General features: G+C 72.6%; 10 protein-coding genes. 1 reads left to right on the forward strand and 9 read right to left on the reverse strand.

From position 1 onward, the window contains the following. Positions 1–66: 66 nt before the first annotated feature. On the reverse strand, positions 67–765 hold the full coding sequence (locus tag E5N76_RS02860; RefSeq protein WP_149535798.1) for a hypothetical protein: 699 nt from the start codon (positions 763–765) through the stop codon (positions 67–69). A 40-nt stretch (positions 766–805) separates the two neighbouring features. Here E5N76_RS02860 and E5N76_RS02865 point away from each other — a divergent pair, with 40 nt between their 5' ends. Next, entirely contained in the window at positions 806–2,437 is a 1,632-nt protein-coding gene (locus tag E5N76_RS02865; protein WP_149535799.1) for a hypothetical protein, read from the forward strand. Between the two features lie 204 nt (positions 2,438–2,641). On the opposite strand, the gene E5N76_RS30915 is transcribed toward E5N76_RS02865, so the two are convergent. From E5N76_RS30915 to E5N76_RS02905, 8 genes are read right to left on the reverse strand one after another with little or no spacing between them, the layout of a single operon-like run. Next, positions 2,642–4,186, reverse strand: a complete 1,545-nt coding sequence (locus E5N76_RS30915; protein ID WP_149535800.1) for an ArnT family glycosyltransferase — start codon at positions 4,184–4,186, stop codon at positions 2,642–2,644. After that, a complete protein-coding gene (locus tag E5N76_RS02875; RefSeq protein ID WP_149535801.1) occupies positions 4,183–5,235 on the reverse strand; it encodes a hypothetical protein in 1,053 nt (350 codons plus the stop codon). The genes E5N76_RS30915 and E5N76_RS02875 overlap by 4 nt, the downstream gene beginning before the upstream one ends. Next, the gene (locus tag E5N76_RS02880; protein WP_149535802.1) at positions 5,232–6,683 is read right to left on the reverse strand and encodes a hypothetical protein; all 1,452 of its coding nucleotides are present in this window, start codon (positions 6,681–6,683) and stop codon (positions 5,232–5,234) included. The genes E5N76_RS02875 and E5N76_RS02880 overlap by 4 nt, the downstream gene beginning before the upstream one ends. Beyond that, positions 6,683–8,368, reverse strand: coding sequence for a GMC oxidoreductase (locus tag E5N76_RS02885; protein ID WP_149535803.1), 1,686 nt, complete (start codon positions 8,366–8,368; stop codon positions 6,683–6,685). The genes E5N76_RS02880 and E5N76_RS02885 overlap by 1 nt, the downstream gene beginning before the upstream one ends. Then, complete coding sequence (locus tag E5N76_RS02890) at positions 8,365–9,462, reverse strand: aldo/keto reductase (protein WP_149535804.1); 1,098 nt, start codon at positions 9,460–9,462, stop codon at positions 8,365–8,367. Before E5N76_RS02890 ends, E5N76_RS02885 begins: the two co-directional genes overlap by 4 nt. Then, positions 9,455–10,783 carry a lipopolysaccharide biosynthesis protein gene (locus E5N76_RS02895; RefSeq protein ID WP_187829945.1) on the reverse strand — a complete coding sequence of 443 codons (1,329 nt, stop codon included), beginning with the start codon at positions 10,781–10,783 and terminating at the stop codon, positions 9,455–9,457. The genes E5N76_RS02890 and E5N76_RS02895 overlap by 8 nt, the downstream gene beginning before the upstream one ends. Before the next feature lie 2 nt (positions 10,784–10,785). Beyond that, complete coding sequence (locus E5N76_RS02900) at positions 10,786–11,652, reverse strand: glycosyltransferase family 2 protein (RefSeq protein ID WP_149535806.1); 867 nt, start codon at positions 11,650–11,652, stop codon at positions 10,786–10,788. Beyond that, positions 11,649–13,949 (reverse strand): GumC family protein, encoded by a 2,301-nt coding sequence (locus E5N76_RS02905; protein ID WP_149535807.1) that lies wholly within the window; start codon positions 13,947–13,949, stop codon positions 11,649–11,651. Before E5N76_RS02905 ends, E5N76_RS02900 begins: the two co-directional genes overlap by 4 nt. Between the last annotated feature and the right edge of the window lie 28 nt (positions 13,950–13,977).

Below are 13,977 nucleotides of genomic sequence, written 5' to 3' on the forward strand. Positions count from 1 at the left end.
CCCACCTGCCGACCGTTCCCAGAGATACTGGGTGTACTGAGCTTACATAACTTGACGAAAATGGGCTCAGGCGGCAGGAAAAGCCTGGAAAACCGCCGCTATCCGCGCCGCTCGGTAGCGCTCCGCCAAGCCCAGCGCCCTGGCTTCCGACGCCGCCGTCACCTCCGCCCACCAGCGCCGCATCGCCTCCGCCGCCGCCGGCGGGGCAGGCAGTGGCTCGGGTTCCGGCAGGGGGGCCGCCGCCCAGCATGCGGCGCAGGCCGCTTCCAGCGCTGCCTGTGCCGCGGCGGGCAGCGCGGCGAAGCGCGCCTGCGGCAGGGCGAGCTCGATCACCGCGCCATGCAGCAGGCCGGGGGCCGGCGAGTCCGCCCGCGCCGCGCGGGTCACCACGGCCAGCGGGAAGGCGCGCTTCGCCTCCCGCGCGAAGCCCGCCGCCCACAGCTCCTGCCCCGCCGCGATGCCGAGCCAATGGCGCAGCTCCGCCGCGGCCATGCCGCAGGGAAAGCCGCCGAAGGGCAGCAGCGCCGGGCTGGCCGGCAGCGGGCCGAAGGCAAGCGCGCCGCATTGCCCCGCCTCGCCCGGCACCCATTCGCCCATTTCGCCCGGCACCGGGCGCAACGCCATGCCAGTGCCGGCCAGGCGTGCCGCCAGCGCGGCGAAGGCCGCCTCGGCGCCCGGCGCGACGCGGATGCCAGGCGGGGCGGCGTCCGCCCGCGCGGCTGTGACCGGCAGTGCCAGAACCGGCAGATGACGTCGCCGCAGCATGTCCTTACCTACTCCCTGTTGCAGCGGACAGGGAGCCAACATGGCAGACGAGACCGCGCGACGGCAGACATCCCCCCGGGTGGATCGCGCGGATGTTGTCGGCGCCATCGGGACGGACGGGCTGAACCGTCCGCTCTCCATCGCCGCGCTGCGCGGCAGCCGCATGGTCTCGGTGCGGGATCTCGGCGCCATCGGCGATGGCAGGCGGCATCCGCTCAGCGAGCGCTACCGCAGCCTGGCCGCCGCCCAGCGCGACTTCCCGCAGGCGACGAGCCTGCAGGACGAGATCGACTGGGCCGCCACCCAGGCGGCGATCGACCTGATCGCCAGGACCGGCGGCGGCACCGTCCTCTCGCCTGCCGGCACCTACATCTGCAACCGCAGCCTCACCTTCCCGGAATGCCGCGAATGGGGCGAGCGGGGCGCCGAGGTGAACTGGCTGGGCGAGGGGAAATACGCCACCACCTATCACTGGCCGGTCGATCTCGGCGAAGGCCAGTTCGCCGTGCTCTGCCCCGGCCGTCGCGCTCCGGCCGGGATGTATGAGGGGGTGTGGCAGGATATCGGCCTGCTCGGCCCGGCCCGCGTGGCGCCGCGGCCGGGGGTGATGCCGGCGGCGATGGATGGCTGGGGCTGGGGCTCCCGCCGCCGCATGACGCGCTGCCTGGCCAGCCGGTTCCGGGCAGGGCTCAGCATCGTCGGCGACCATTCGCGCTTCGAGGACGTGATCTGCCGCGAATGCTTCTACGCCGTGCATTTCCCGGCGCCGAGCGAGACGCTGTACGGCGATCTGCTGTTCGAGAAATGCATGTTCTCCGGCTGCTCCATGGCCGCCATCGCGGTGGCGCCGGAGGCGCAGATGGGCGGCTGCACGCTGGTCTCCTGCTATGTCGGCGGCTCCCCCTACGCGCTGCTGAAGGAGGCCGGGCCGGGCGATGCGGTACTGGTCAGCAATTCCGTCTTCCTCAACTGCATGTTCGAATATGTCGGCAATGCCTGGATCCAGGATGCCAATGCGCCGCGCCGCGCGGTGATGCGCATCGTCAGCTTCGACACCTGCTACTTCCAGTGGTCGGACGAATGGCGCTGGACGCGGGCGCCGCGCGATGCGCTATGGGATCTGTACCGCGCGGAGCGGGTGAGCTGGCGGCAATTGAAGGAGCCCTTCGCCACCGTGCCGGGCGAGCAGGCGCTGCTGAAGGTGGCGCGTTCGGAAGGCTGCGAGATCCACGGCCATATCGGCCATCTGTTGCACAATTGCGCTGCGGCGCGGCGGCCGATGCTGCACCCGCAGACCGTGCGCGACGACAGCTTCCGCGGCTGGCGCCTGCTGGAGCAGGGCGGCTGGGACGCCTGCTTCGCCGCGGTGGCCGCGGAAGGCCCGGCGGTGGAGCGCGGCCAGGTGCTGGAATGGGCGCCGGGCGGGCGGGTGCGGCCCGGCAGGCCTGGCCCGACGCCGGTGGCGGGCATCTGCCTGATGCCGGCGCCGCCCGGCGGCCTCACGGTGATGGCGCTGCGCGGCGCGACGCTTTCGGTGCGGGCGCCGCAAGGCCAGGCGGATACGTGGCTGGTGAAGGGGCCGGACGGCACGGCACGGCCGGGCGGCAGGGAGGGCGCGATCGGCTGGTGCTTCGCGACGGGGGATGGGATGGCCACGCTGGCGATCGGCTAGGTTTGGGGGCGTTGCCCCCAAACCCCCAGCAGAGGGCGCTGCCCTCTGCACTCCCGCCGGGGGGTGGACCACCCCCCGGACCCTGGTGTGAGTTCTGTGGTTCAACCTGCCGACTCGGACCGGGGTCCGGGGCCAGGTCCTGGCCCCGGCGGAGGTGCAGGAGGCAGAGCCTCCTGCCGGGGCACGGGGGCGGAGCCCCCGTCCTCACCCCCGCCGCTCGTACAGCGTCACCACCCCCCGCGCATCGTTCAGCGACCAGTGCTCCCGCGCCACATAGTCCTGCGCGAGCATCGCCTCCACCGCCTCCAGCGCGCCGGCATCCCAGGCCACCGCGTTGTTCCGCCAGGCCTCGTGGAACACCACGAAGCGCGGCTTCTCCGCCAGCAGCCGGGCGCGCTCCGTCGGCACGTCATCCGTCAGCACCCGCGGCCCGACGAGGAAGGAGGGCCAGGCCTGCCGCGTCGCCAGCGGCGAGTCCGAGAGCAGGTAGATCACCGGCGCGTAATTCGCCACATACACCTCCGCCCCGCGCGGCAGGGCGGCGGCGACGCGGCGCGGCACGTCCGGGCGGAAGCGCGCCGTCGCCACTTCCAGCACATCCTGCGCCAGCGGCATCAGCGCCAGCGCGCCGATCGCCAGCGTTGCAAGCTGCGGCGCCAGGCCGGGCGCCGCCAGCCGCCGCGCATGCACCACCAGCATCGCCGCCGAGACCACCGCCATTGGCGCCAGCAGCGGAATGAAATGGTGGTCGAAGAAGCGGGTCTGCAGGCAGAGCGCGATCGCCTCCCCCACCCACCACAGCGCCAGGGCCAGCAGCGGGAAGCCGCGCGGCAGCAGCCGCAGCGAAACCGGCAGCAGCGCGACCGCCGAGAGCACGAAGAGCGGCCAGATCTGCACCAGGGAGAGGCTGATCCAGCGGATGCGCTCGGCCCAGGCGCCGCGCACATGCTCGCTGAATTCCACATAGCGCTGGGCGAAGCCGAAATTGGCGTGCCAGAATTCCGGCAACTGCCCCGCCTGCCAGAACACGCCCACCGCCACCGCCGTGGGCAGCAGCAGCCCGATGGAGAACGCCACGCCAAGCCCAAGGCAGCGCAGCAGGCCAAGCCGCGCCTGCAGCAGCGCCAGCAGCGCCGCCGCGGCGACGAGCGAGACCGGCACCGCCGGCACGTATTTCACCGAAACGGCGACGCCGCCCGCCAGCCCCGCCAGGGCGAAGCGCCAGGCCAGCGCGCCGAAGCCGCGCGGCCGCGCCGCATCCAGCAGCAGCAGCACGGCGAAGGCGGTGAAGGGCGCCTGCAGCGTCTCCGTCATCAGCTGCACGCCGGCGAGGCGGGCGGAGAACACCACCCAGAGCAGCGCCGCGCCGAGCGCCACCAGCCGGTCCGCCGCCACCCGCCAGGCGATGCCGTAAAGCGCCCAGCCGGTCGAGGCGACGGCGAGGATGGCCAGCCACCGCCCGGCCTCCACCGTCGGGCCCAGCAGCGCCATGGCGCCGGCCAGCAGCACCGCGGTGCCGGGCGGCTTGTGGTCCCAGAAGGTCAGGTAGGGAAGGTGGCCGTGCAGCACCTCCCGCCCCGCCAGCAGGAAGGCGTGCTCGTCCCAGGCCGCGGCATTGTCGAAGACGGAGATGGAGAGCGCCGGCAGGCGCAGCGCCAAGGTCGCCAGCAGGATGAGGCCGAGATCGAGCGCCGTGCCGCCGCGCGCCGCGACCCGTCCGGATGCGTAGGGGATGCCCGTCGCGCTCATGCCACGCGCCCCAGCCCGGCGGCCAGCGCCAGGCGTTCCCTGAGCTTGGCGGCGAGGTCCAGCGCCACTTTGCGCGGCCCGCGCTGCGGCACCCCCATGAAGCGGCGGGTCATGGCGTTGAACTCATCCGGCGAGAGGGCGAGCGGCGGCCGGTCCCCGGCCTCGATGGCGTGCCACATGCGGCGGAAGCCGAATTTCTTCTCGGAGGGCAGGTGCCAGAGGGTGAGGTCGAGATCCTCCGGCTTCGCATTCGCCGCGTCGAAATTGGTCCAGATCCGGCGCACGATGTCGTTGGCGCCATAGGGCCGGACGCCGAGGGCGACGGCGATGATGCTCCAGAGATGTTCCTCGGTGCGGATGGCGTCGGGCAGCTCCGCCTCGGTGCGCGCCAGTTCCCAGAGCCGCTCGGCGAGCGGCAGGGCCCGGCGGCACCAGCCCAGGGTGAAGGCGGAGAATTCGCCGCCCTGGAAAGGCATCTCGCCGGCCGGGCCGCGGCCGAACAGCGTCTCCGCCGTCGCCGCCATGCGGCGGCGGGACATGCCGTTGATCAGCACATCGCCCTGATACGCCTTCTGGTCGGCCGGGCGCAGCGTGTAGAGCAGGCATTGCTCGGCGCGCAGCCGCGCCTCGAAGGGCGCGAAGGGGCGGCGCCACAGGCAGTCGCTGTCCGCCAGCAGCAGGGAAGGCGGGCCGCCCGCCTCGGCGTAATGCCGCAATATGTCGATCTCGTAGAACACATTGCCCCAGCGCGCCGCGGCTTCCGGGGGCAGGCGGTGGGTCAGCGGCAGCGTCACCTCGGCCACGCCCAGCTCGGCGAGCAGCGCGGCGATGCGCGGCGGCGCCACCTCCGCCACCCGGCGGTTGCAGTAGAGCAGCAGCGCATGCTCCGGGTTGTGGATACGCGCCGAGAGGAAGAACAGCGCGATGCAGCGCCAGTAGACGAGCTGGAATTCCGGCTTCGAGGAATCCGCACCGACCGAGGGGTATTCGCTTGCCTCGTCCGGGCTGTCGAGCACGATCCAGGTGGCGATGGTGGTGGTCTCGCTCATCGCTGCCCTCCCTGTTCCGCGATGACCCGCCCTCCGGCCAGTGCCAGGCCGATGGCAAGCCAGCCGGGAATGCCGGTCTCGCTGGTATGCACCGCGCTCAGGGGGAGCTGGATGATCCATCCCACGACGATGGCGGCGTAGAGAAAGCCCTCGCCCGGCAGGCGGCCGGCCAAGGCGAGGACCCGCCCGACCGTCGTCAGCAGCGCGACGAAGTAGAGGCTGGCGGCGACGAAGCCGAGCGCGACATAGGACATCAGCAGCCCGCCATCGATATAGCCCGGCCCGCCCGCCTGCTGGCCGATCAGCGAGCCGGCGCCGGTGCCGAGGCCCTGGCCGGCCAGCAGATCCTCGTTGTGCTCCAGCACCTGCACATATTGCTGCAGCCGGTCCTCGCCGCTGGCATCGGCGCGCAGCTCGGTGAGGGAACGCAGCCGCTCGCCCAGCGTGTATTCCACCTCCGGCACCATGCTCAGCATGCCGAGGGAGAAGATGACGCCAAGCGCCGCCAGGACGATGCGGCTGCGCTCGCGCGCCGGCCCGATCATCGCCACGCAGAGGATGGCGAGCACCGTGCCGCCCCAGATGCTGCGGTACTGGCAGAGCCCGATCGCCAGCATGATGGGCAGCAGGCTGGGCACCGCGACGGTGGCCGGCAGCGCCAGGGCGAAGAGCATGGAGGCCATCAGGAAGGCGCCGAGCGAGCCCGCCGAATGCATGGTGCTGAAGACGCGGATGCCATAGGGCTCCGGATTGCCGATGGAGGTCATGCCGTCCTGCCGCACATTGGACACCCATTCGAGGTCCCAGGCCGTGGGCGAGACGAATTGGTGGATGCCGTAGAGCGCCATGGCCAGCCCGCCGGCGACGAAGGCCAGCACGACGACGCGGCGATACTCCGACCGGCGTGCCGGATCGGCGATGATGTGGAGCGCGAGGAAGGGCCCGACCAGCCATTTCAGCGCCTCCACCAGCGAGGCCACCAGCCGGTCGTTGAAGACGGCGACCAGCACGCCATAGGCGATGCAGGCGAAGATGAGGAGGAAGGCGCCGGCATAGCGCGCCCCCGGCCGCAGCACATAGGGCAGGCCGGTCGCCGCGCCCCAGAGGCAGGCGAGATAGGCGGCGAGCAGCACCGAGCTGGTCTGCTCATAGCCCAGATCGTAGTCGGTCAGCCGGCGGATCAGCGGGCTGGCGGCGAAGAGCCAGATGCAGAGGCCAAGGTACCAGGGCGAGCGCTTGTGGTGCAGCCAGCCCGCCGCCAGGCAGGCGAGCAGCGGGTAGAGGGTGCGGTTCAGCGCGGAAAGGCCGACCAGCGTGAAGCCGATGGGCAGCAGCAGCGCGATGAAGAGGGCGAAGAGCGCCTCGCCGCTGAGCAATTCCAGGAAGAGCAGGGCGGGCCGGCCCCGCGCGGCGGGGCGGAGGGCGCGCTGGGCGGCGAGGCTGGCCATCAGCCGCCTCCCAGCCGGGCAGCGGCCGCGGCAGCGGGCAGCTTCGCGGCGGCGGGCGCCGCCACCGCCGCGCGGCGCGGCGCCGGGGCGGTCAGCCGGGCCTTCAAATGGTCCGCCAGGCGGATCGCCAGCGCCACCATGGTAAGGGTAGGGTTGGCGAAGCCGGAGGTGGGGAAGGTGGAGCCACCGGCGATGTAGAGCCCATCCACCCCGAAGACCGCGCCATCGGGGTCCACCACGCCGTCCTCCGGCCTGGCGGCCATGCGGGTGGTGCCGGCCTGGTGGCAGCAATCCTCCAGCCGGGTGCGCCACTCCGCCGCCGCCTCATGCAGCCAGGGATAGGGGCGCAGCCGGCCGAGGCCGAGCCGGGCGAATTCCACCACCGCCAGCTCGGTCAGCCTTTGCAGCGTGCGGCGTTCCAGCGCGCCGTAGCGCCAGTCGATCGCCATGGCCGGCAGGCCGAGCGCATCGTGCCGGTCCCGCCGGATGGTGACGCGGCTGTCCGGATCCGGCGCCTGTTCCAGATGGCATTGCAGGCGGATGCCGGTGAGCCTGCCGATGGGGGAGAAGCCGTGCAGCCAGCGCCGCGCCGCCGCCCGGCCAAGTTCGCCCACGCCCCCGGCCAGGCCCAGCGCCTGCCGCGCCGAAAGCTCCGGCCGCCGGCCGCGGCGGAGCGCCAGCACCGCCTCCCGCAGCGTCTGCTGCACGCTGTCCTCGGGGTAGTCGAAATAGAGATGGGCGACGCCGTTCAGCAGCTTCTCCTCCCGCTGCACCGCCTCGCTGAGGGCGAATTTCGGGAAGTAGCGCCGCCCGTCGCGGCCATAGAGCAGGCGGAAGCGGGTCTGCAGATCGGCGAGGTCGGCGCTGCCCAATTCCAGCTCGGCGGTCATGCCGGTCGGGTGGTCCTGGTAGAAGCGGCCGACCAGGTCGCGGTCATTGCCGAGGCCGGCGGGGCGCGCGCTGTCCGAGAGCAGCAGCAGCCGGGCATTCTCGAGGCCGCCGGCGCAGAGCACGATGCGCGGCGCCAGCACCTGCCGTGCCGTGCCGTCCGGCGCCAGCACGCTGAGGCCGGTGGCGCGCGTTCCCTCGGCATTGGTCAGGATCTCCGCCACCGCCGCATGCAGCAGCACGCGCACATTGGCGGCGGCGCGGAATTCCGCCAGCCGGTCGGCGCCGGTATCGACGCGCGGCGTATAGACGGTGAAGAGGCTGCGCAGCGCCGCCGGATTGAAGCCCGGTGGGCGCAGCCGGAAGGCGGCGTAATTCCGCGCATCATAGGCGGCGCCGGGGACGTGGAAGAATTCCTCCGCCCTTGCCAAGAAGGGCGCCAGCTCCTCCGGGCCGATCGGCCAGCCGCTATGCGGCACCCAGGGCCGCGCGGCGTAGTCGATGGCATCCAGCGGCAGGCACTGCCCGGCCCAGATCCGGCCGGTGCCGCCGAAGGCGCGGGCGCGGCCCTCATTGCGGTTGCCGCGATGCGGCAGGCCGAGCAGCACGACGCCATCGTTCAGGCGCTGCGCCGCCGCCTCCACCTCCTGCCCGCCGGCTTCCAGCATCACCACGTTGAGCCCCGGCTTGCCGAGGAATTCCCGCGCCAGGGCAAGGCCGGTGGGGCCGGTGCCGATGATGCAGAGATCGGCTTCGAGCCGCCCGCCGGGGGGCAGTTCCGTGATGTCGCCGATCATGCCCCGGCGATCCCGGCCATGGCGAGCAGCGTCCAGCTCGTGGCGCCCGCCAGCGTGGCGGCAATGGGCGCCGCGGCCGGCGCCGCCTCCGCCAGCAGGGCGCGCAGCGCGCCGACCGCCGGCCGCGCCGCAGCGGTTGCCCGGGCCGTGCCGATTTTCGCATTGGCGCGGATATGCGTCTCGCGCGTCGAGGAGAACAGCACCACGCCCTGCGGGTTGGCGGCCAGCGCAGCGGCGAGGCAGAGCCCGCCCAGCCGGTCCGGATTCCCGACAACGTCGAAGCCGAGCCGGTCCGACCAGCGCCGCGCCAGGGCCGGATCCGCCGCCAGCCGGGCGCGCAGCTCGGCGAAGCGGGCGCCGAGCGCGGAATGCGTGACGCAGCCGGGCGGCGCCGTCAGCCCGGCCAGCAGCCCCGGCAGGGTGGGGGAAAGCGGGCTGTCCGGCACCTGCACCACCGGCGCCGGCGCGTTCGGGGAAAGCAGGATGGCCCGGCTCGCCCCCGGCTGGGTGGCGACGCCATGGCTGCGGATCTTGCCCTCCCGCAGCAGCCGGTCGAGGAAGGTGAGCATCTCCTCCGTCCGGTCCTCCGGCGCGCATTCATGCATCAGCAGCAGGTCGATGTGGTCGGTGCGCAGGGCGCGGAGGCTTGCTTCCACGCTGGCCGTCGCCGTCGCCAGGTCGAAGGCGCCGCCCTGCACCATGCCATAGGCGCGGCGGCCGATCGCCCGGCGCAGCCCGGGCAGCGCCGCCGTCAGCACCCGCGCCACCGCCTTGGCCGCCGTCAGGGCCGGGCTGCGCCGCGGCGGCAGGATGCCGAATTTGGTGGCGATGGTGATGCGGTCGCGGCCTACCGCCTGGGCCAGATCGCCCACCGCCACCTCCGCCTCGCCATAGCCGTAGGAGCGGGCGGTGTCGAAATGCGTCACCCCGGAGTCATAGGCGCAGCGCAGCAATTCCACGGAGCGGCGGCGGCCGAGCCGCCCCATCAGCGCCGCCGTGCCGTAGCCGAGGCGCGAGCAGTCGAGCGGCGTATTGGCCAGGCGCACCCGGTCGACGGCATCGGCCGCGGCGGAGGAGGTTTGCACATCAGACACGAACGAGGCTCCTCCAGAACATGCGGATCTCGCCGGGCAGCGGCAGCAGCCCGGGCAGTGGCAGGCGCAGGGTCAGGCGGATGGCGCCGAGCAGCACGCCCAGCCGGACCGCGGTGCCGACGAAAAGGCCGATGGCGCCGCCCATGGCGCCCATTGCCGGCACCAGCGCCAGCATGGTGGCCAGCGAGGCGACGAAGCTGATCCCCTGGGCGAGCGAGACCTGGCCGGGCCGGCCGAGGCTGAAGAAGAGCTGCGAGGCCACCTGGCCGAGGCAGGACAGCGCCGCCTCCACCACCAGCACCCGGAAGAAGGCGTTGGCCGGGCCGAAATCCTGGCCATAGACCAGGGTGATGGCGAGGCCGCCGAAGAGCAGCCCGCCGATGACGATGACCGTCACGGCATACAGCACGAAGCGGAAGACGCGGTCATGCAGCGCCTTCACCTCCGCCTCCGGCCGTCCGGCCATGGCCGCCATGCCGACCGAGGCGATGGTGCTCTTCACCACCTCCATCAGCCGCGAGAGGCTGAAGGCGACGGCGTAGAGGCCGAGCTCATGCGGCGTGATCATCGCCACCAGCACCAGCCGGTCCAGATGGTAGGAGAGGTTGGAGAGCATGCCGGCCGGCGCCGCCCGCAGCGCATAGCCGCCGACCGGGCCGAACCAGCGCCCGATGCCGGCGAAGCGGGGCGGCATGTCGCCGCGCAGGGTGACCAGCACCGCGCCCAGGGTGAGCGCGGTGGCCACGTAGAGGCAGGTGGCCGCGACCTGCGGCGTCACCGGCACCGTGACGGCGGCGACAAGCAGCAACAGCAGATAGAGCACCGGGTCGGCGAGGCCGAAGCGGTTGGCGAGGCCCTGCCGGTCCAGCGCACCGAGGCTGGCCTTCAGCAGCATGGCGACCGTGCTGGCCACGGTGATGACGACCCCCACCCGGGCATATTCCACCACATCCGGCGGAAAGCCCTGCGACATGGCGTAGGGAATGCCGAAATACCCGGCGACCACGCCGAGCACGCCGAGCGCGGTGGAGATGACCAGCCCGGCGCCGAAGATCGGCCGCCGCGCCTCCGGCACGCCGCGCAGATGGTAGATCAGCGCATAGGGCAGGCCGGCCAGCACGAGGGAGGCGATGAATTGCGGCCAGAACACGATGGCGGCCAGCGAGCCGCGCCCTTCCGGTCCCAGCAGCCGGGCGATGAACAGGCCGGTGCCGATATTCACCGCCATCATCAGCACCTGCACAGACATGGTCTGCAGGAAGCGTGCATGCGCCCCCTGGCCACGCAGCAGGGCGGCGGCGAAGCCGGCCAGCGCCGTCACGCTCAGGACTCCTTCCCGGCGATCAGCGCCGCCGGCGGGTGCGGCACGCGCGGCGCGTGGCGGCGTTCCCAGAGCGTCGCCCAGCGCAGCCATTCGGAATGCGCGACCATCATAGCCTGGACCAGGCCGGCGCTGCCCATCCGCCAGCCGCCGCAGGCGACGTAGCACCAGAGGAAGCGCGCCGGCGGCCGCAGCAGCATGCGCCAGACGGCGCCCCTGGTGCCCTTGGCCTCGAGCTGCGCAACCTCCAGCTTCACATTGCTCAGATAGCGGTCGAGCTGCTCGCCCAGGGTGAAATTCCGCCAGTGCAGCAGCACCCCGGGCAGCGGGATGGAGCGGCCGGGGAGCATCAGCTCCTCATGGATCAGATGGTCCGGATTCCACTGGCTCTGGGTGCGGTTGTAGAAGCGGATGAAGGCGCGCTGGCGGGCGCGGTTGCGCAGATTGGGGAAAAGTCGCCCGAAGAATTCATCGCGCCGGACGATGGAGAAGCCGTCGCGCGGGTCCGGGTTCGCCGCCAGCACCGCGGCGATGGCGCGCTTCAGCGGCGCGTCCATCACCTCATCGGCCTCCATGCACATCACCCAGTCATGCTTTGCCAGCGCGGCGCCGCGGTTGCGCTGGCCGGACCAGCCCAGCCAGGGCTGCTCCACCACCCGGGCGCCGAGGGACGCGGCGATTTCCCGCGTCCCGTCGGTGCTGCCGGAATCGAGCACCAGCACGTCATCCGCCCAGCCGACGACATTGGCGAGGCAGCGCTCCATCATATCCGCCTCGTTCTTCGCCAGGATGATGACGGAGAGCGGCACCAGCCCGGCGGCGGGCGCCGCCGCGCGGGGCGGCGCCGTGATGCTCATATCCATGCTCATGCCTCGAAGTAGCGGTTGCGCGTGCCGATGGCGTAGGTCGCGCCGCTGCCATATTCCGGCAGGCGGTTCGGGTCGGCATCGTTCAGCGCCAGGCCGAGCAGGCGGACCTGCGCCGTCGCCAGGTTGCGCGCGGCGGCGCGCAAGGCGGCGACCGGCGTGCGGTTCCAGCGGGCGATCAGCATCACCCCCTCCACCTGCCCGCCCACCACCGCGGCATCGGTGACGAGCGCCGCCGGCGGCGTGTCGATGATGATGTAGTCGAAGGCGTGGCGCGCCTCGTTCAGCAGGCGGCGCATGCCGGGGGCGGCCAGCACGTCCTGCGGCGGGGCGAGCGGCGCGCGGTCGCTGGCATGGATCACCTTCAGCGGCGTCGCATGGTCCGTCAGCACCACGGCATCGAGCGGCAGCTCATGCTCGATGGCGGCGGCGAGGCCGGGCTCCGAGGGCGGCCGGCCCCAGATCAGCCGCGCCACCTTCGGCTTGCGCAGATCGGCATCGATCAGCAGCACGGAGAGGCCGGAGACCGCCATGCTGCGCGCCATGGCCAGCGCGACGGTGGTCTTGCCCTCGCCCGGCAGGGCCGAGGTGAGGGCGAGCGTCCGCGCCCCGGGCGGCAGGATCTCCAGGTTGCGCTGCTGCAGGGCGAGCGCGCTGCGCAGCATCCGCACCGCCTCGGCGGCGGCGGATTTCGGCCGCTCCACCACCCGGCGATGCATCGGCGAGCGCAGCGGGGCGTGCGGCAGGGTGCCGAGCGCCGGCGCGCCGACCAGCTCGCTCGCTTCCTCGAGCGAGGTGATGCGCGAGCGGAGGCGTTCCCGCAGCAGCGCGACGCCGATGCCCGAGCCGCCGGAGGCGAGGAGGGCAGCCGCGAGGAAGAGCGGCACGTTGGGGAAATTCGGCCGCAGCGGCACGCCGGCCGGGGAGATCATCCGCGCATCGGCGCGCTGGATGCCTTCCTGCGCCGCGAACTGCTTCTGCCGGCCGAGCAGGTTCTCATAGAGGGTGCGCGTTGCGACCGCCACGCGCTCCAGGTCGCGGGCGCCGTTCTCGGCCCGCTCGGTCTCCGCCATGCGCTGCTCGAGCTGGGCGATGGATTGCTGCAGCTCCTGCACCCGGACGCGGGCGATCGCCGCCTCGCTCGCCTGGGCGCGCATGATCTTCTGCACCTCCTCGGCGATCTTGGCCTGCACCTCGCCCACCTCGGCGCGGGTTGCCAGCACTTCCGGATGCCGGGCGCCGAGGCGGCTCGCCGCCTCGGTGGCGCGGCGGCGGGCCGTGGCCTCGGCCTCCCGCAGGCGGGAGATGGTGTCGGAGGCGACGGCCGCGAGCTCCGCATCGCCGCCGCCGGCCTGCAGCCGCGCCGTCTGGGCGCTGCGCAGCCGGGCTTCCTTGGCGGCCAGGTCGGCGCGGGCGGCGGCGAGCTGGTTGTTCACCTCGGAGAGCTGCTGCGCGACGACGGAGACGCCGCGCGGAGCGAAGAGGTTGTTGCGCTCGCGGTAATCCTGCAGCGCACGCTCGGCGTCGCGCAGCCTGGCGGCCTGCTCCTCCACCTCCTCGGTCAGCCAGGTGCCGGCCGCGGCCAGCGCCTCGCGCTTCGCCCGCCGCTGCTCCTCCACATAGAGCGCGACATGGCGGTTGGCGACGCGCGCGGCCAACTCGGGATCGGTGGACTGGTAGGCGATGGTGATGGCGAAGGACCGCCCGTCATTGAACACCGAGAGGTTGTTCCGGTAGAGATCGACGGCGTAGGCCATGCGCTCGGCAAGGGTCGGCGGCTCGACCGGCGGTGCCGGCGGCACCACGCGCCAGGCGGCGGGCAGGCCGAGCGCCGTCTCCGCCTGGCGGAGCAGGTCGAGCGTGCCGTTCAGCAGCCTTTCCTTGCGCGACGGGCGCGGGCGGAATTCCGGATTGTCCACCAGCCCGAGATCGGCGACCACGCGCCGCGCCAGCTCCTCGCTGCTCAGCAGCTCCACCTGGCTGCGCACGATGGTGCTGTCCAGCGAGGCGGTCTGGCCGATCAGCGGCCCGCGCACATCGCCGAGATTGAGTTCCCGCATGTCCAGCAGCACCAGGGCGGAGGCGCGGTAGCGCGGCGTGAGCTGCAGGATGGCGGCGGTGGCGAGGCCGAAGGTCAGCAGCACCCAGACCACCAGCAGGAGGCGGCTGCGGCGCAGCGCGGCGAAGGCCGCGCCGAAGCCGCCCTCCTGCCGTGGCAATTCCACGGCATAGGGCTGCGGCGCGTAGGGCGGGGGCAGGGCGGCAGGCGCCGCCGGGCGGGTCAAGGGTTCAGGGATCATCACGCAGCTTTCGCGGCTGGGGGGCAGG

It is taken from the genome of Siccirubricoccus phaeus, assembly GCF_008360935.1.
Lineage (GTDB): Bacteria > Pseudomonadota > Alphaproteobacteria > Acetobacterales > Acetobacteraceae > Siccirubricoccus > Siccirubricoccus phaeus.